This is a genomic window from Actinoplanes sp. NPDC048796, assembly GCF_040650035.1.
In the GTDB taxonomy this organism is placed as follows: domain Bacteria; phylum Actinomycetota; class Actinomycetes; order Mycobacteriales; family Micromonosporaceae; genus Actinoplanes.
This window is the reverse complement of record NZ_JBEZGO010000006.1, coordinates 220,743-238,543: the sequence shown is the minus strand read 5'-3', so window position 1 is coordinate 238,543 and position 17,801 is coordinate 220,743. Positions and strand designations below refer to the sequence as shown.

Annotated in this window: 11 protein-coding genes and 1 tRNA gene; 4 read left to right on the top strand and 8 right to left on the bottom strand. The window is 69.9% G+C overall.

Going from position 1 to position 17,801, the window contains the following annotated elements; translation table 11 throughout:
* Positions 1-50 precede the first annotated feature (50 nt).
* The 7 genes from AB0C26_RS25545 to AB0C26_RS25515 all read right to left on the bottom strand — a co-directional run bounded on the left by AB0C26_RS25545 (position 51) and on the right by AB0C26_RS25515 (position 10,236).
* On the bottom strand, positions 51-371 hold the full coding sequence (locus AB0C26_RS25545; RefSeq protein WP_360252297.1) for a hypothetical protein: 321 nt from the start codon (positions 369-371) through the stop codon (positions 51-53).
* A 934-nt stretch (positions 372-1,305) separates the two neighbouring features.
* A tRNA-Val gene (locus AB0C26_RS25540) sits at positions 1,306-1,377 on the bottom strand.
* A 37-nt stretch (positions 1,378-1,414) separates the two neighbouring features.
* On the bottom strand, positions 1,415-1,870 hold the full coding sequence (locus AB0C26_RS25535) for a peroxiredoxin (RefSeq protein ID WP_360252294.1): 456 nt from the start codon (positions 1,868-1,870) through the stop codon (positions 1,415-1,417).
* A 62-nt stretch (positions 1,871-1,932) separates the two neighbouring features.
* Positions 1,933-2,364 carry a DUF3052 domain-containing protein gene (locus AB0C26_RS25530; RefSeq protein WP_360252291.1) on the bottom strand — a complete coding sequence of 144 codons (432 nt, stop codon included), beginning with the start codon at positions 2,362-2,364 and terminating at the stop codon, positions 1,933-1,935.
* A gap of 100 nt (positions 2,365-2,464) precedes the next feature.
* Positions 2,465-4,717 (bottom strand): thiamine pyrophosphate-dependent enzyme, encoded by a 2,253-nt coding sequence (locus AB0C26_RS25525; RefSeq protein WP_360252288.1) that lies wholly within the window; start codon positions 4,715-4,717, stop codon positions 2,465-2,467.
* A gap of 207 nt (positions 4,718-4,924) precedes the next feature.
* Positions 4,925-9,937, bottom strand: a complete 5,013-nt coding sequence (locus tag AB0C26_RS25520; protein ID WP_360252285.1) for a fibronectin type III domain-containing protein — start codon at positions 9,935-9,937, stop codon at positions 4,925-4,927.
* Positions 9,889-10,236, bottom strand: a complete 348-nt coding sequence (locus tag AB0C26_RS25515) for a hypothetical protein (protein ID WP_360252282.1) — start codon at positions 10,234-10,236, stop codon at positions 9,889-9,891. Before AB0C26_RS25515 ends, AB0C26_RS25520 begins: the two co-directional genes overlap by 49 nt.
* 156 nt (positions 10,237-10,392) lie before the next feature.
* Here AB0C26_RS25515 and AB0C26_RS25510 point away from each other — a divergent pair, with 156 nt between their 5' ends.
* From AB0C26_RS25510 to AB0C26_RS25500, 3 genes are all read left to right on the top strand, one after another.
* Positions 10,393-10,797 (top strand): YjbQ family protein, encoded by a 405-nt coding sequence (locus tag AB0C26_RS25510; protein ID WP_360252279.1) that lies wholly within the window; start codon positions 10,393-10,395, stop codon positions 10,795-10,797.
* Positions 10,798-10,953: 156 nt separating this feature from the next.
* The gene (gene aceE, locus AB0C26_RS25505; RefSeq protein ID WP_360252276.1) at positions 10,954-13,695 is read left to right on the top strand and encodes a pyruvate dehydrogenase (acetyl-transferring), homodimeric type; all 2,742 of its coding nucleotides are present in this window, start codon (positions 10,954-10,956) and stop codon (positions 13,693-13,695) included.
* A gap of 90 nt (positions 13,696-13,785) precedes the next feature.
* Positions 13,786-15,897, top strand: coding sequence for a methyl-accepting chemotaxis protein (locus AB0C26_RS25500; protein WP_360252273.1), 2,112 nt, complete (start codon positions 13,786-13,788; stop codon positions 15,895-15,897).
* A 3-nt stretch (positions 15,898-15,900) separates the two neighbouring features.
* On the opposite strand, the gene AB0C26_RS25495 is transcribed toward AB0C26_RS25500, so the two are convergent.
* Positions 15,901-16,434 (bottom strand): dihydrofolate reductase family protein, encoded by a 534-nt coding sequence (locus AB0C26_RS25495; RefSeq protein ID WP_360252270.1) that lies wholly within the window; start codon positions 16,432-16,434, stop codon positions 15,901-15,903.
* 113 nt (positions 16,435-16,547) lie between these two features.
* On the opposite strand from AB0C26_RS25495, the gene AB0C26_RS25490 reads away from it, so the two are divergent.
* Positions 16,548-17,789, top strand: coding sequence for an MFS transporter (locus AB0C26_RS25490; RefSeq protein WP_360252267.1), 1,242 nt, complete (start codon positions 16,548-16,550; stop codon positions 17,787-17,789).
* Positions 17,790-17,801: the final 12 nt, after the last annotated feature.

The following is a 17,801-nucleotide window of genomic DNA, read 5'->3' as shown; positions in this document are numbered from 1 at the left end:
CCAGCCCCGAGCAGCCGCAAGACCCTTACGGTCCGTGATCCGACAAGCCGTCACCCCCGTTTGAGCTGGGCATCCAGCACACGCAACAGATCCCAGATCTCCGACCCACTCACCCCGATGCCGTGCTCATGGCTCTCGGTGTCGGCCGCCGCCGCCCGATGAGCCAGCGAGTCCGCCACAAGCTGACACTCGACCCCCGACAGCTCGACACTGACCACCCGATCATCAGGAAGCGGCCGCAGATCCGCCCCGTACACCCCCGCCCGAACCGCATGCGCAGCACTCCTATCAACCAGAAGGTCCCCTTCCACGCTCTCGTAGTCATCAAGCACTTTCTCCACCAGCAGCCACCGCCGCACCGGCAAAATCACCGAGTACCGCCGGTCCCCCTCAACCCCAAGCTCATGCCGAGCGCGCACAAATCCCCCATCCCCCACCAAAGACCCTTTCCCCCACGCAACCACACCCCGCCACCCCTTCAGGCCCAATCCCGAAACCCCCAGCCCACCTCCCACCGCAACCCAGAACCCCACCCCACCCAACCGTCGAAAGACGACAACCCAAGTCGACGCGACGACCCCACCAAGGGCGACAGCAGAGCCCACCCCAAGGCGATGGAAAGAGGCCCCGCCCACGCCAAGGCAAGTGCCGCCCCGAAGAAGAAAAAGAGCCGAGCCATCCCCGACGCCCTGAAGGGATGAAAGGCGAGAAGGACGACCCAAAGCGGAGGCCGTGCCCGCCCACCCAAGGGGCCGGCCCGACCAGACGAAGGGCAGGACCCCGCCGAAAGCAAAGAAACAGCCCCCGCCGAACAAAGGGCTAGATGTTCTACCAAAAGCAGAGCGGCAGCCCCAGCCGAAGGCGAGGGGATGGGGCCGCGCCGACACCGAAGCAAAGGCCGCCCGAAGGCGAAGCGACGCGCCCCGCCAGCCCGGCCGAGGGAACGGCCAGCCGAAGCGAAGCGACGGCCAAGCCGGGCCGGGCCCAGGAAACGACCAAGCCGAAGGCGAAGCGACGGGCTGCGCCCGGCCCGGTCGAGGGAAAGTCAAAGCGAAGGCGAGGAAAACGTAACCAAGGCAAAGGGCCGATCCGGCCGAAGGCAACAAACGGCCAAGCCGGAAGCCCACGTCCGATCCCAGGGCAGGCCGAACGCCGTACCCAAAAACTGAAGGCCGAAGGCCGAAGAACCCCCACCCACCCAGCCGCAGCCGGACGGAACGCGGGGTCTCCGGGGCTCGGCCCCGGAGCAGATATGACGGGTCGGCCCGGTCCGCGCTTTCCGCGGACAGGGGGATGCCCGACTCGTGGGCGCGGTAGGTTTCGAACCTACGACCCCTCGCTTGTAAGGCGAGTGCTCTCCCACTGAGCTACGCGCCCGGTGTTCACCGGAGCCGTCATCGTACCTGGGCCGGTTTCAGCTATCGAGTGCGGCCAGCCAGGCTTTCACGTCGCGGGACTCGCCGGGGCCGATCATCTCGGCGAACTGGATGATGCCGTCCTGGTCGATGACGAAGGTGCCGCGGTTGGCCATGCCTCCGCCGTCGTTGAAGACGTCGTAGGCGCGGGCCACCTCGCCGTGGGGCCAGAAGTCGGCCAGGAGCGGGAAGTCGAAGCCTTCCTGGCCGGCCCAGACCTTGTGGCTGTAGACCGAGTCGACGCTGACGGCCAGGACCTGGACCTGCTCGTTCTGGAAGGCGGGCAGGTTGTCCCGTACGGCGGCCAGTTCGCGCCGGCAGCCGCCGGTGAAGGTGAAGGGGTAGAACACCAGCAGGACCGCTTTGCGACCGCGGAAGTCCCGTAGGCGTACCTCCTGGTTGTTCTGGTCCTTCAGGGTGAAGTCGGGCGCTTCGGCGCCGACGGGAAGTGGCATGGGCACAACCCTAGCTGGACCGGCGTCGCGAGGACGCCGGTCGGGCTGGGGAATCCAGTGAGCTACTTCTTCTTCGCACCCCTGGGTGAGACCAGGCGGGCCCCGGTCCAGTCCTTGCCGGCGTTGACCGTCGACGTCTGCTGCAAGCCTGCCGTGGGGGCGGACTCGCTGATGTCGCTCGGTTCGACGTGGCCGTCACGGCCGGCCTTGGGGGTCAGCAGCCACACCACGCCGTTGTCGGCGAGGGGGCCCAGGGCGTCGGTCAGAAGTTCGAAGAGGTCTCCGTCGCCGTCGCGGTACCACAACAGCACCGCGTCGACGACCTCGTCGGTGTCCTCGTCGACCAAATCGCCGACGCGTTCGGTCAGGGCGTCACGGAGGTCCTCGTCGACATCGTCGTCGTAGCCCATCTCCATGACCACCATGTTCGGCTCGAAGCCGAACCGGTCCGCCAGGCTGCGTACGCCGTCGGCCTGACCAGCGGTCGCGCTCACTGTCTAAGTCCTCCTAGCCAAGAAAGTCGGTGCGTGAACTTGGGGGTAGTCCACACACTTGCGCGCCCGGGCGCAAGTGGCGCACCGAGTGTGAGGCAATTTACCGTGCCAGCAGGGTGTGGGCACCCTGTGTGATGGCATCCTCTCCCACCAGCACCTGTTGTGCGGCCGGACCCAGCGGAATCAGCGAATCCGCCGACGCGATCCGGCGTGCCGAGCCTACGAAACCGCCGTCCACCAGGGCCGCGAGGACTCCCTCGCCGACGCCGCCGGAGCGGCGGGTCTCGTCCACGATCAGCACGCGGCCGGTCGCGGCGGCCTCTCTCACCAGGTCGTTCACCGGCAGTGGGGAAATCCAGCGCAGGTCCACCACTCGGGATCCGTAGCCCTGCTCGGCCAGCCGGGCCGCGACCCGCAGTGACATGCGCAGCCCGTTGCCGTACGTGATGATGGTCAGATCCGCCGCGTCGCCGACCGGGTAGGTGCGGGCGCGGCCGATTGGCACGTGTTCGGACGACCAGGCGTGCGGGCCCACGTAGGGGGCCAGCCACTCGTTGTCGCCCTGCTCGTACAGGTCGCGGGTGTGGTAGAGCGCGATCGGCTCGAGGAAGACGCAGACGCTGCCGTCCGCCCTGGCCGAGGCCAGGCAGGAGCGCAGCATCGGGGCCGCGTCACCGGGCCGGGCCGGCACGGCCAGGACGAGGCCGGGCACGTCACGCAGGACGGCGACCGAGTTGTCGTTGTGGAAGTGGCCGCCGAACGTCTGCTGATAGGCGAGCCCGGGTACCCGTACGACCATGGGGTTTTTGTAGGCGCCGGACGAGAAGAACGACATCGTGGCCGCCTCGCCGCGCAGTTGGTCCTCGGCGTTGTGCAGGTAGGCCAGGTATTGGATCTCGGGGATGGGCAGCATCCCGTCGAGGCCGGCGCCGAGCGCGAGGCCCAGGATCGTCGTCTCGTCGAGCAGGGTGTCGAAGACCCGCTCGGCCCCGAACCGCTCCTGTAGGTGCTTCGTGACGCCGTAGACGCCGCCTTTACGCCCGACGTCCTCCCCGAACACCAACACGCCCGGGTCGGCCGTCAGCGCGTCGGTGAGGGCGGCGTTGACGGTCTGCGCGAGGGTGAGCGGCCCGGCGTTCTCCGGCAGCTTGCCGCCGAAGGCCCGGGAGCGGGCGGCGGCCCCCGGCCCGAGCGCCCGGGACGCCGCCTCGGTGATCGCGTGGGCGGCCCGCAGCGGCCGGCGTGGGGCGAGCGGGGCGACGATCTCGGCCACCGTGGTCAGTTTCGGTTCGCCGAGCACCTCCTCGGCGACCTTGCGGACCTGCCAGCCGACCTCGTCGTAGCGGGTGATGGCCTCGTCGGGCGTCAGCAGGCCGCCGGCGACCAGCATGCGGGCGGTGACGACCAGCGGATCGCGCTCGAGGTCGCGCCTGATGTCCTCGGCGGAGCGGTAGCCCACCTCGGCGTCGGCGCCGGCGTGACCCATCAGGCGCACGGTGGACAGGTGCAGGATCGCCGGCCGCCGTTCGCGGCGCACGTAGCCGGCGGCGTCGGTGGCGGCGTCGTACGTGGCGGCCAGGTCGCAGCCGTCGGCCGCGGTGTAGCGCAGGCCCGGCCGTGATCCGAGCATCGCGGCCACCCAGCCGTCCGGCGACGGCACGCTGATGCCCAGGCCGTTGTCCTCGCAGATCAGGAGCAGGGGCAGGGGTACGGCGGTGTGTTCGAACCAGCCCGCGGAGTTGAGCGCGGCCGTGGCCGCGGCGTGGTTGATCGAGGCGTCGCCGAAGGAGGCGGCGGCGATGGCGTCGCGTGCGGAGCGGCCCAGCGAGAACGCCAGGCCGACGGCCCGCGGCAGGTGCGAGGCGACCGTCGAGGTGGTCGGGATGATGTTCAGCTCGGCGCTGCCGAAGACCTTGTGCCGCCCGCCGGCGATGGGCTCGCGGGCCGAGGCGACCACGCCGCGCAGCACGTCGCGCGCGGCGTCGGCCAGGCTTTTGGCGCGGGCGCTGAAGAACGCGGCGGAGCGGTAGTGCAGCAGGGCCGGGTCGGTCGGCAGCAGCGCGGCCGCGACCGCCGCGTTTCCCTCGTGGCCGGACGATCCGATCGTGTAGAAGCCCTCGTTGAAGCTGCGCAGCCAGCGGGCCGCGAGGTCGAGATGCCGGCTGGCGAGCTGGGCGTCGAACAGTTCGAGCGCGCGGGCGCCGGTGAGGGTGGAGCCGTCGCGGACGGGGTCGCCGGGCGCGCGACGGTCGCCGGGCGGCGCCAGGGCCGACACCGCGTCGCGGAAACGCTCGTCGAGGTTCTGCGGGGTGGTCACACGACCAGCATCGCGCAGGCGCGCGAGCCCTGCCATGCCGGAAACCGTGCCGGGCGAGATCTCCGCAGGTAGAAGTGGAGCGAATTCCACCACGGATTGGACCGGCCGGGTGCTGTACTCGCCGGATGATCGTGCGGGTGCTCCTGCTGGCCGCGCTCTGCCCGGCCGCGTTTCTGGTGCTGGACCTCTACACGTGACGGGCCGGAAGGGATTATCCCTTCCGGCCCGCCTGACTATCGCGTGTTACGCCGATCCGGTTCCGTTCACCGTGGCCACCTGATACTTCGGGGCGGTGGTGGAGGAAGGGGTCATGCCGCCCGCGGCGACCGTCCGGGCCGTCGTGGAGGTGCCGAGCGTGACCGGCACACTGAACTTGCCGTTCGCGTCGCTCACCGCCGTGGCCAGCTTGGTCCACGCCGTACCGGCGCCGATGTTCACCGTGATTCCGGTGTACGGGTTGAAGCCCGTGCCGGAGACGGTGGTGACGCCCTCGGCGGTGGCCAGCGTCAGCTGTCCCGCCAGCGTGTTGGCCGAGGTCGGCGCGGCCGTGAGCACCGCCGGCGCCACCGCCGAGACGCCGGTGACCGCACCCTCCGCGGACACCGGGTCGGACGAGACACCCGAGGTGCTGTTCGACACGACCTTGACCACGTAGCTGGTGCCCGGGTTGACCGCGGCGATGGTGCAGGTGGTAGCGGTGGCCGTGGTCGCCGTGCAGGTCAGCGGCGCGGTGCCGCCGGTCGCGGTGGCCGTGTAACCGGACAGGCCGTTGCCGGCGGCGGCGGCCTTCCAGGTCACGATCAGGCTCCGCGCGCCCTGCGTCACCGTGACGCCCGACGGCGGAGCCGGCGGCACCGGCACCCGTACGGTCGCCGCGGCGCTCGCCGGCGCCGAGTTACCGCTGGACAGCCGGCCCACGCTGACGACGGCCACCCGGTATTCGCCGCCCGGCTCCAGGCCGGTGACCGTGCACGTCCGGGCGGCGCCGTCGGTGCTCACACAGCTGCGCGAGACGCCGGTGGTGGTGTTGGTGGCGGTGGCCGTGAAGTAGGCGATGCCGTCACCGGTGGCCGTGGGCAGGACCCAGTTGACCACGGCGCTCTTGTTACCGGCCGTGGCCGTGACGCCGGTGGGCGCACCCGGCGCGCCGGACGTGGGCCGCACCCGGCCCGACATGACGCCGGCCGAGCTGGCGTCGGCGCCGACCGCGGTCACCGTCACCCGGTAGGTCGTCAGGTTCGACAACCCGGTGATCACGCACTCGTTCTGCGCGTTGCTCGTGGTCTGGCACGAGGCACCGCCCGGCGAGGCCTTGGCCTCGTACTTCGTCACTGCGGTGATCGACGCCGGAGCGGTCCAGGAGACCGCGATCTGCCGGTCGCCCGCCGCCACGGCGACGTCGGACGGCTTGCCCGGCGCGGCCGGGGCGATCTCCTCGGAGGCGGGGCTGAAGGCCGAGTCGCCGCTGTCGTTCGCGCCGTTCGCCTGCACCCGGAACCGGTACTTCGTCTTGGCGTCGAGGCCCTTCACCGTGCAGGAGGTGTCGGCGGTCGTGCAGCCGGCCGGGCCCGGCACGGCGATCACGGTGTAGCCGGCGATCTCGACGCCGGAGGTCGGCGCCGTCCAGCTCACCGAAACCTCGGTGTTCGAAGAGCCCGGGGCGACCGTCGGCCGCTCGGGTGTGTCCGGCGGGCCGGCGACGATCGGCAGCGACGACTCGCTGGAGACCGTACGGTCGGCGGTGCCCCGCGCGGTGATCTTGAAGGTGTACGTCGTACCGCTGATCAGATGGTCGACGTAGCAGGTCATCAGTCCGATCTCGTCGGTGTCCTCGACCGCGCCGACGACGCCGGAGCAGTTGGAGGGGCCGAGGACGTTGGGAGTCGGGTCCACCCAGAAGCCCTCGACCGGACCACCCTTGTCGTTCGGCATCCACGTCACCCGGACGGCGTTCGGACCGGCCCACTCCACGGTCGGCGTGCCCGGCTTGCCGGGCGGGGCCGTGGTGATGGGCCCGGCCGCGATGCTGTTCTCGGACACTCCGCCGCCGGGACCGTTCGCCACGACGTAGAGCTGGTAGGTCTTGGTGGGATCCAGTCCGCCGAAGACGCACTCCAGCTTCGTGACGTTGGTGCAGCCGTTCGAGTGGATCTCCGTCTCCGGATCGTCCATCGCATAGGCGTTGACGGTGTACGACGCCACCGGGCCGCCCGGGTCCGGCTCGCTCCAGGTGATTCTGACCTCGGTGGCCGAGACCACTCGGGAATCCGGCTCACCCGGCGGGTTCGGCCGGTTCGGGATGAACGGCGCACTCGTCTTGGCCGACGTGCCGGCGGTGTTGCTCGCCGTGATCGTGAACGTGTACTGGTTCTCCTGGTTCAGGTCAGGGAAATGGCATTCGAGTGGATGATTCGGCTCCGCCACGAGGTCGACGGTGCAGGCCCCAGGCAGCTCTTCGCCCTCCTGGTTCGAGACGATCGACACCACGTACTTCGTCGCGGCCCCGCCGGTCGACGCGGGCCAGGTCACCACCGCGGTGCCCGGCAGGGGCAGCGTCACGTTCACCGAGGCCGGCGCGGCCGGCTTGTCCGGCACGAAGCTGGTGGGTGCGGCCTTCACCGTGGAGCCGGCGACGTTGACGGCGGCGACATGGAAGGTGTAGCGCTTGGCCAGGTTGAGGCCGCTGTCGATCGGGCATTCCAGCGATTCCGCGTCCTTGGCCACGTTCGCGCAGCCGGTCACCGAGTTGCCGTCGGTGTCGACGGCGGTCACCTCGTAGTGGTCCACAGCGCCGCCGGTGTCCGGGACCGGGGCGGCCCAGGTCACCTTCACGTGACCGGGCTGGTTGGGGACCTGCACCGCCGTGACGTCAACCGGAATGCCGGGCTTGTCCGGCCGGATGGAGGCGCTGGAACTCGACGGCACAGTGCTGACGTCGTTCACGGCGCTCACGACGAACGTGTAGGACGTGCCTTCCCGCAGGTCATCCAGAGTGCAGGAGGTGGCGGTCGACGCCACGGAGGTGCACTTGGTGGAGCCACTGCCATTGTCGGCCGGGGTAGCGGTCACCATGTAGTGGTCGACCCCGCCGCCGGCGCCCTGGGACCAGGAGACGATGACCGTCCCCGGGTCGTTGGCGCCCAGCGCCACGCCGGTGATGGCCGGCGTCCCGGGTGCCGCGGCCAGCACGGCCTGGGTGGTCGCGGACGGCGTCCGGCCGGCCTTGTTGACCGCCTCGACCTTGAACTTGTAGGCGATCGACGAACCGATGTTCGCCGAGCACTTGAGCTGGCCGCCAGTGGCGACGTTCGGACAGACGACCGAGGGCATCTCGTCGGGGTCGATGCTCAAGACGTCGTAGGTGTCGACCGCGCCGCCGGTGTTCTCGAGCGGCGGTGACCAGGTGACGTCGACCGTGCCATCACCGGTCACCTTGACCGCGACCGCGGTCGGCGCGCCCGGCTGGTTGGCCACCAGCGCGGCCGAGGCGGCCGCGTCCGCATAGCCGAGCGGGTTGGAGGCCCGTACGACGAACGTGTACGGCTTCGACGCCGAGAGACCGGGCACGTCACAGGTCAGCTCGGTCGTGGCGCAGGTCAGCGCGGTCGCGACACCGGCGTCGTAGGCCGTCACCACGTACTGCGTGGCCTTGTCGGTGACCGGCGCGGTCCACTCGACCTTGACCGTTCCGGGAGTTCCGGCCTTCAGACTCGGCTTGACATTCCGCGGTGCGGACGGGACGTCGCCCACCACCGGCGCGGCCGTCAGGACGCTGCCACCGACCGGGTTGTCGGCCGAGACCTGGAACGTGTACGACTTGGCGACGTTCAGACCGGTGAACAGGCACTCCCTGAGGTCCGCGCTGACCTTGTCGCACTTGACGACGGGGTTCTCACCGGGTGCGGTGGCGGTCACCGTGTAGCTCGCGACCGCGCCGCCCGTGGCCGGCGGCGTCCAGCTCACCTTCGCCTCGCCCGCGTTGCCGGTCAGGGCCGTCTGCGCGGTGGCGACGGCGCCGGGCTTGGCCGGCTTGACGGCGGCTGTCGGTTCCGACGCCTTGACGCCGAGGTCACCGACCGCGGTCACGGTGAACGTGTAAGCCGAGGCCGGGTCCAGGTTGGTGATCTCGCAGGACGGCTTGTCCAGGTTGAACCCGCAGTCCGTGGACAGCGTCCCGGCCGTGCCGCCCGACGACGCCACCGTGTAGTAGTTGACCGGTCCACCGGCGACCGGCGCGTCCCAGGTGAGCACCACCTTGCCGGCCGTGGTGCCCAGCTGGGTCTTCACGTTGGCCGGCTGGCCCGGCAGCTGCGACATGATCGGGTCGCTCGGGTCGGATGTCTGCGATCCGGTCGCGTTGGTGGCCGTCACCGTGAAGGTGTAGGCCTTGCCGTCCTGCAGCCCGCTGAAGTCGGCCCGGGTCACCGTCGCAAGGACCGTCTGCGGGGTCAGCGCGGCGCCGTCGCTGGTCGCCTTCACCGTGTAGCTGGTGACCGCGGCGCCGCCGGTCGACGGGCTCCACCGCACCGTCACCTTGCCGGGTGCGTCGCCCAGTTCCACGACCGGGACGCCGGGCTTGGCCGGCACACCGGGAATGATCGGGTTGGACGGCGAGCTGGGACCGGAGGTGCCGCCGCCGGTCTCCCCCACGGCCTCGACCGTGAAGGTGTACTCCTGGGTGGCGGTCAGGCTCGTGATCCGGCACAGCGTGTCCGCCGCGCCGGGCTTGCAGGGGGCCGTCACCGCCGCGCCGCCCTTCGGCAGGATCCGCACGGTGTAGCCGGTGATGGCCGCGCCGCCGACCGGCTTGGTCCACGACACCGTGGCCGCCGTGTCGGAGTCTCGCGTGACGGTCGGTGTGTCCACCGGGTTCGGCACGGCGGCGATCTTCGGCGCGGAGGCCGCGCCCACCGCCGAGCTGCCGAGCGGGCCGATGGCCGTCAGTTTGAACGTGTACGACAGCCCATCGCCCAGGCCGGCGTAGTCGCACGTGGTCCCCGACACCAGGCCCGTGCAGGAGCCCGTGAGGTTGTCCGACAGCGACGGCGTCACCCGGTACGACGTGATGGGCACCGACGGCGTCGGAGCGGTCCACGTCAGCGTCACCTTGTGCGGGTCGCCGTTGTAGGTGACCGTCGGCGCGGCCGGAGCCGCCGGTGGGCCGGGCATGACCGCGGCGGCGGCTGTCGCCTTGGTCGAACAGTCGGTCAGATTGGTGGCGTTCGGGCAGGCGACCACACCCACCACGTACGACACGTTCGCTGCAGCGAGCCGATCGTGCAGGTGAGTGTCCCAGCCGGCGCCTCACAGCTCTCACCGCTGGCGGTGGAGGCGATGTAGCGGTTGATCGTTCCGTTCGGCGTCTGCGGGGCGCTCCAGGCGACGGTGATCGCCCGGCGTCCCGCGGTGGCCGTCACGTTGCCCGGCGCGCCGAGCGCGGCCAGGGCCGGCGCCGGATTGGCCAGCACCGACCCCGCGGCGAGCAGCACGGTCGCACCGGCCAGCGCCCATCTGGTTGTTCTCCGCCGCCCTTGCCGCGGCACCTCTTCTCGCACTGCCTACACCCCCGCGTTGGATCCCGGGCGGCACCGCCCGGGCAAGCTTTGAACTCCCCACAAGGTAGCTATTTCAGGGGTAAATAAGGGTGAAACAGGTTTATAGGGCTAATGCATCGGCGGACGACCTGATACGAGGGCTGGCAGACTCCACCCATGCGCACTGAAGTGATCACGGTGAGGACGGGTCACCGGCCCACGGTCCTGGACATCACGGCCGAGGCGGCCGAGTTCGTCGAGTCCGAGGGGGACGGCATCCTCAACGTCTTCGTCCCGCACGCCACGGCCGGGATCGCGATCATCGAGACCGGCGCCGGCTCCGATGAGGATCTGCTGACCGCTATCGACGATCTTCTGCCTGCTCAGGACAAGTGGCGGCACCGGCACGGGTCGCGCGGGCACGGGCGCGACCACGTTCTCCCGGCCTGGATCCCGCCGTACGCGTCATTGCCTGTCATCAATGGCCGGATCGCGCTGGGAACCTGGCAGTCGGTCTGCCTGGTGGACACCAACGGAGACAATCCGGAGCGCCAGGTACGGTTCAGTTTCCTGCCCGCCTGACGTTAAGAGGATGTTACTGACCAGTACCTGTGTCGCGCATCGCGTACCCGCACGGTAGGCGTGACGACGCACACTGCGAAGGGGCAGGATGGAGTTATTACCGCGCGACTCACACAATGGGCCGTTCGGTCCGACACCCGACCAAGAGGAATGCCTGTGGCCACGGAGCGCAAGCGCCCGGTGATCAGCGACGGCCTGCCGAGCCAGCTTCCGGACATCGACCCCGAGGAAACTAACGAGTGGGTCGAGTCCCTCGACGGAGTCATCGACGAGCGGGGCGCCAAGAGAGCCCGTTACGTTATGTTGCGCCTGCTCGAGCGGGCGCGGGAGCGACAGGTGGGCATCCCGCCCCTGACCTCCACCGACTACGTCAACACGATCACGCCCGAGCGCGAGCCGTGGTTCCCCGGTGACGAGTTCGTCGAGCGGCGCATCCGCGCCTACATCCGGTGGAACGCCGCGATGCTGGTGCACCGCGCGCAGCGCCCCGAGATCGGCGTCGGCGGCCACATCTCGACGTACGCGTCGAGCGCCAGCCTCTACGAGGTCGGCATGAACCACTTCTTCCGCGGCAAGGACCACCCGGGCGGCGGCGACCACATCTTCTTCCAGGGCCACGCCTCCCCCGGCATGTACGCCCGGGCCTTCATGGAGGGCCGGCTCTCCGAGAACGACCTGGACGGCTTCCGGCAGGAGCTGTCGCACCCGGGCGGCGGCCTGCCGTCGTACCCGCACCCGCGCCTGATGCCGAACTTCTGGGAGTTCCCGACGGTCAGCATGGGCCTCGGCCCGCTGAACGCGATCTACCAGGCGCGGTACAACCGGTACCTGCACAACCGCGGCATCAAGGACACCAGCCAGCAGCACACCTGGGCGTTCCTGGGCGACGGCGAGATGGACGAGGTCGAGTCGCTCGGCGCGATCGGCCTGGCCGCCCGCGAGGAGCTCGACAACCTCACCTTCGTCATCAACTGCAACCTGCAGCGCCTGGACGGCCCGGTCCGCGGCAACGGCAAGATCATCCAGCAGCTGGAGTCGTTCTTCCGGGGCGCCGGCTGGAACGTCATCAAGGTCGTCTGGGGCCGCGAGTGGGACCCGCTGCTGGCCGCCGACAGCGACGGCGCGCTGGTCAACCTGATGAACGTGACGCCCGACGGTGACTACCAGACCTACAAGGGCGAGTCCGGCGCGTACGTGCGTGAGCACTTCTTCGGCCGTGACCCGCGCACCCGCAAGCTGGTCGAGCACCTGTCGGACGACGAGATCTGGAACCTCAAGCGCGGCGGGCACGACTACCGCAAGCTGTACGCGGCGTACAAGGCGGCCATGGAGCACACCGGCCAGCCGACCGTGATCCTCGCCAAGACGATCAAGGGCTGGACGCTGGGCTCGCACTTCGAGGCCCGCAACGCGACCCACCAGATGAAGAAGCTGACCCTGGACGACCTCAAGGGCTTCCGGGACCGGCTCTACCTCGACATCAGCGACAAGCAGCTCGAGGAGAACCCGTACCTCCCGCCGTACTACCACCCCGGCGAGAAGTCCGACGAAATGCAGTACATGCTGGAGCGCCGGCGCGAGCTCGGCGGTTCGATCCCGAGTCGCCGTACGAAGGGAAAGATCCTCCAGATCCCCGACTCGAAGGCGTTCGGCGACGTCAAGCGGGGCAGCGGCAAGCAGAAGATCGCCACCACCATGGCCTTCGTCCGCCTGCTCAAGGACCTCATGAAGGACAAGGAGTTCGGCGCCCGGTGGGTGCCGATCATCCCGGACGAGGCCCGCACGTTCGGCATGGACTCGCTCTTCCCGACCAAGAAGATCTACAACCCGCACGGCCAGACCTACACGTCGGTCGACCGGGAGCTCTTCCTGTCGTACAAGGAGGCGACGAACGGCCAGATCCTGCACGAGGGGATCAACGAGGCCGGGTCGACCGCGAGCTTCATCGCCGCCGGTACGTCGTACGCGACGCACGACGAGCCGATGATCCCGCTGTACATCTTCTACTCGATGTTCGGCTTCCAGCGGACGGCGGACGAGTTCTGGGCAGCCGCCGACCAGATGACCCGCGGTTTCCTGCTCGGCGCCACCGCCGGGCGGACCACGCTCAACGGTGAGGGCCTGCAGCACGAGGACGGTCACTCGCTGCTGATCGCGGCGACGAACCCGGCCGTCGTGGCCTACGACCCGGCGTTCGCGTTCGAGATCGCGCACATCGTCGAGGACGGCCTGCACCGCATGTACGGCGAGAAGCAGGAGAACGTCTTCTACTACCTCACCGTCTACAACGAGCCGGCCGTCCAGCCGGCCGAGCCGGCCGACCTCGACCGGGAAGGCCTGCTCAAGGGCATCTACCGGTACGCGGCGGCGCCCGAAGGGGCGACCGGCGCCAAGGCACAGCTGCTCGCCTCCGGCACCGGCCTGCCGTGGGCTCTCAAGGCTCAGCAGCTGCTGGCCGAGGACTGGGGCGTGTCGGCCGACGTCTGGTCGGTGACCTCGTGGACCGAGCTGCGCCGCGACGCCATCGAGGCCGAGGAGCACAACCTCCTCAACCCCGGTGACCAGCCGCGCAAGCCGTACATCGAGCAGAAGCTGGAGGGCACCGAGGGCCCGGTCGTCGCGGTCAGCGACTACATGCGGGCGGTGCCCGACCTGATCTCGCGCTGGGTGCCGAACGACTACACGTCGCTGGGCACCGACGGTTTCGGCATGAGCGACACGCGGCACGCGCTGCGCCGCCACTTCCACGTGGACGGCGAGTCGGTCACGGTGGCCACGCTGCGCCAGCTCGCGCTGCGGGGCAAGGTGCCGTCGCACGTTCCGGCCGAGGCGGCCAAGAAGTACGCGATCGACGACGTCAACGCGGCGCCGGTCGGCGAGACCGGCGGCGACAGCTGAGTTTCACCATCTGAGCCGGACCATCCCGTACGGGGTGGTCCGGCTCAGTCGTCTCCGAAGCATGCCGATAGGTACGGAGTGGGACGCGGCATGCAGATCAGTCACAAGCTCCTCGCTCTGGGCCTGGGCGGGGTGATCGGCACCGCCGGTGTCCTCGTGCTGGTGGGCGCCTGGAAGAGCGGCGACTTCGCCGAGAGCACCGAGACTCAGGTGGTCGCCCAGAACGAGGCGAACCTGAAACAGATCACCAGCGACGTCACCACCCTGGTGTCGTCGGTGGGCGACGAGGTGCAGCACAGCGTCGACGTCTCGATGAACGCCGCCAACAAGCTGCTGGCCCTGCGCGGCGGCGTCTCCTTCTCGGACCGGACCGCGACGTGGACCGCCACCAACCAGGTCACGAGCGCCAAGACGACGGTCACCCTGCCCCGGATGACGGTCGGCGGCACGTGGCTCGGGCAGAACAAGAACCTCAAGGTCACCACGCCCTTCGTGGACGACGCGGCGTCGGTCTCGGGCGCCGTGGTCACCGTCTTCCAGCGCATGAACACCGCCGGCGACCTGCTGCGGGTCGGCACGACCGTCAAGGCCGCGACCGGCAACCGGGCGATCGGCACGTACATCCCGGCCACCTCGGACGGCAAGGCGAACGCCGTGGCCGCCGCGATCAAGGCCGGCAAGTCGTACCGGGGCGTGGCCAAGGTGGTCGACACCTGGTACATCACGGCCTACGACCCGATCAAGGACGCCTCCGGCGCGGTGGTCGGCTCGCTGTTCGCCGGCGTTCCGCAGTCGGCGGCCCTGGAGAACCTGACCGCGGCCGTCACGGCCGGCTCGTTCGGCCAGAACGGCTGGGCGACCGTCTTCAGCACCTCGGCGGCCGACGCGGGCCGGGTCGTGGCGTCCAGCATCGACGGGGCCACTGACGGCGTCGACATCGACTCGGCCGACGCGAACGGCGTCAAGTACGTCTCGGAGATCGTGGGCAAGGCGCCGACCCTGGAGAACGGCGCGACCTGGACCACGTCCTACAAGCTGCCGGGGTCGTCGGGGGCCGAGGCCGGGCCGACCACCACGACGGTCGCCTTCTACAAGCCGTACTCGTGGGCCATCGCGATCGGCGGCTACGACGCCGATTCGGCCGGGCCGATCACCGCGGTCCGCGACGGCCGCAAGACCATGCTGGTCGCCTTCGTCATCGCGGCGGTGCTGCTCGCGGTGGTCGGCGGCCTGGTCGCGGCGACCCTGGCCCGGCGCATCGCGGGCCGGCTGGCCGGCCTCACCGGCGGGCTGTCCCGGCTGGCCAAGCGTGACCTGACCGTGGTCGTTCCGGTCGACGGCACGGACGAGATCGCCGTCGCCTCGGCCGAGCTGAACAGCGCCGTGGACGAGCTGAGAACGGTGATGGTCGAGGTCACCGCCGCCTCGCACGAGGTGGCCGGCACGGCCCGGCAGGTGGCCGCGACCGGCGGCGAGCTGGCCGGTTCGGCCGACGAGGCGGCCGCCCGGGCCGGGCACGTGAACGTGGCCGCCGAGAGCGTCTCGCACGTCGTGCAGACGGTCGCGGCCGGCGCCGAGGAGATGGGCGCGTCGATCTCCGAGATCTCGAACAACGCGCAGGACGCGGCCCAGGCCGGCCGGGACGGCGTCGGGCTGACCGCGGCCGCGGCCGGCGTGATCGGCGAGCTGCGCACCTCGACCGCGGCGATCGCCGACGTGGTGCGGCTGATCGCCAGCATCGCCGAGCAGACCAACCTGCTGGCGCTGAACGCGACGATCGAGGCGGCCCGGGCCGGCGAGACCGGCAAGGGTTTCGCGGTGGTCGCGGGCGAGGTCAAGGAGCTGGCCCAGGAGACCGCGCGGGCCACCGAGGACGTGACCTCGCGGGTGCAGGCGATCGAGAGCGACACCAGCCGGGCGGTCGACGCGATCGAGGCCATCACGGCCCGGATCGCCCAGGTCAACGACTATCAGACGGCGATCGCGGCGGCGGTCGAGGAGCAGGCCGCGACCACCGCCGAGATGGCGCGCAACATCTCCGAGGTCGCCTCCGGAAGCCGGGACATCGCCGAGGGCATCGGCGTGGTCAGCGGCGCCGTCGACGGCACCCGGGCCTCGGTGGCCGTCTCCCACCGGGCCGCCGACGAGCTGGACGCGACGGCCCGGAAGCTGACCGGCCTGGTCGACCGGTTCACGGTGTGAGGATCAGGCCGGCACGTACGTGACCACGTCGACGCCGGTCTTGGTCTGCCAGGTGCCGGTGAGCGACAGGGCGATCTTCGTACCGGGCTCCCAGAGTTTGCGGCCCTCGCCCTGCACCACCGGATAAATCATGATCCGGTACTCGTCGATCAGGTTGTGCCGGGTCAGGTAGTTGACCAGGTCGGCGCTGCCGTTGATGAGAAGATTCACCGGCCCGGCCTTGAGCGCCCGCACCGCCTCGGCCACGTCGCCGCGCAGGAACGTCGCGTTCCACTCGGGCTCGGTCAGCGTGGTGGTGGCGACGTGCTTGGGCATCGAGTTCATCCGGACGCCGAAGTCGCCGGTCGCCTCCTCCATCTGGGGCCAGGCGGCCTTGAAGCCCTCGTACGTCTTGCGGCCGAGCAACAGCGCGTCCGCCTCGCCCAGGTTGGCGGCCTGCCAGCCACCGAGTTCGTCGTTGAAGTACGGCCCGCTCCAGGACGGCTCCTCGAAGACGCCGTCGAGGGTCACGTACTCCACCGCCACGATCGTGCCCATCAGAACACCCCAATCTCGTATTGCAACCGGTTGACCACTTTCCGTAGGCTCTCTTCCCAGGGGATCGGTGATCCTCTAACCTCCGAGGAACTTTCACCTTTCGAGGAGGCCGGATGGCCGTCGCGCACGAAGCCACGGCCCTCGCCGAGCCTACGGTTCCGGTCCGCCGATCCTGGATCGGCCTGCTCTTCGCGGCCAACCTCGGCCTCTGGATGGCCTGCTACACCCCCATCCAGGTGCTGCTGCCGGAACAGGTCGCCGAGCTCACCCAGGACAACAAGGAGCTATGGCTCGGCCTGGTCACCGGCATCGGCGCCCTGGTCGCGGTGATCATCGCCCCGCTGGCCGGCGCTCTCTCCGACCGCACCCGGCTCCGGCTGTTCGGCCGCCGCTACGGCCGCCGGCACGTCTGGACCCTCGGCGGCGTCATCGTCACCGTGCTCTCCCTGTCGGTGCTGGCCGAAGCACCCAACCTGCTCACCGTCACCCTGGCCTGGGCCGCCGCGCAGGTCGGCATCAACGTCATGCTGGCCTCACTCACCGCCTCGGTACCCGACCGGGTGCCGGTGATCCAGCGCGGACTGGTCTCGGGCTGGATCGGCATGCCGCAGGCGCTCGGCCTGGTGCTCGGCGCCATCCTGGTCACCGCGGTCGTCACCGACATCGGGCTCGGCTACATCGTGCTGGCGCTCGGGCTGGTCCTGCTCGCCGCCCCGTTCGCCCTGCTCACACAAGACGAGCCGCTGCCCGACGGCCATCGGGTCAAGGCGAGCTGGCGGCTCGACCTGCGGGGCAATCCCGACTTCATGTGGGCCTTCGGCACCCGCTTCCTGGTGCAGCTCGGCAACGCGCTCGGCACGCTCTACCTGCTGTACTTCCTGACCGACGCGGTGAAGCTCGACGATCCGGACACCGGCCTGCTGATCATGATCCTGCTCTACACGGTCGGCATGATCGCGACGGCCATGGTCGGCGGCCACCTCTCCGACAAACTCGGCCGCCGCAAGATCTTCGTGATCTGGTCGGGCGTGCTGATCGCCGTCGCGGCCACGCTGCTGGCCATCTGGCCGACCTGGGGAGTCTCGATGGTCGCGGCCCTGCTGTTCGGCGCCGGCTACGGCGTCTACCTGGCCGTCGACACCGCCCTGATCACCCAGGTGCTGCCGGCCGCCACCGACCGCGCCAAGGACCTGGGCGTCATCAACATCGCCAGCGCCGCGCCGCAGGCCATCGGCCCGGCCATCTCGGCCCCGATCGTGACCCATCTGGGCGGTTACCCGGCGCTGTTCGCGCTGACCGCCCTCGTCACCATTCTGGGTGCCGTGGCGGTGGTGAAAATCCGCTCGGTGCCATAGGTACCCTTGACT

What these genes read in the sequence shown, in the direction of transcription:
- AB0C26_RS25535 (WP_360252294.1), bottom strand. Translation starts at nt 1,870, where the DNA reads ATGCCACTTCCCGTCGGCGCCGAAGCGCCCGACTTCACCCTGAAGGAC.
- AB0C26_RS25525 (WP_360252288.1), bottom strand. Translation starts at nt 4,717, where the DNA reads ATGGCAGGGCTCGCGCGCCTGCGCGATGCTGGTCGTGTGACCACCCCG.
- AB0C26_RS25510 (WP_360252279.1), top strand. Translation starts at nt 10,393, where the DNA reads ATGCGCACTGAAGTGATCACGGTGAGGACGGGTCACCGGCCCACGGTC.
- AB0C26_RS25500 (WP_360252273.1), top strand. Translation starts at nt 13,786, where the DNA reads ATGCAGATCAGTCACAAGCTCCTCGCTCTGGGCCTGGGCGGGGTGATC.
- AB0C26_RS25495 (WP_360252270.1), bottom strand. Translation starts at nt 16,434, where the DNA reads ATGGGCACGATCGTGGCGGTGGAGTACGTGACCCTCGACGGCGTCTTC.
- AB0C26_RS25490 (WP_360252267.1), top strand. Translation starts at nt 16,548, where the DNA reads ATGGCCGTCGCGCACGAAGCCACGGCCCTCGCCGAGCCTACGGTTCCG.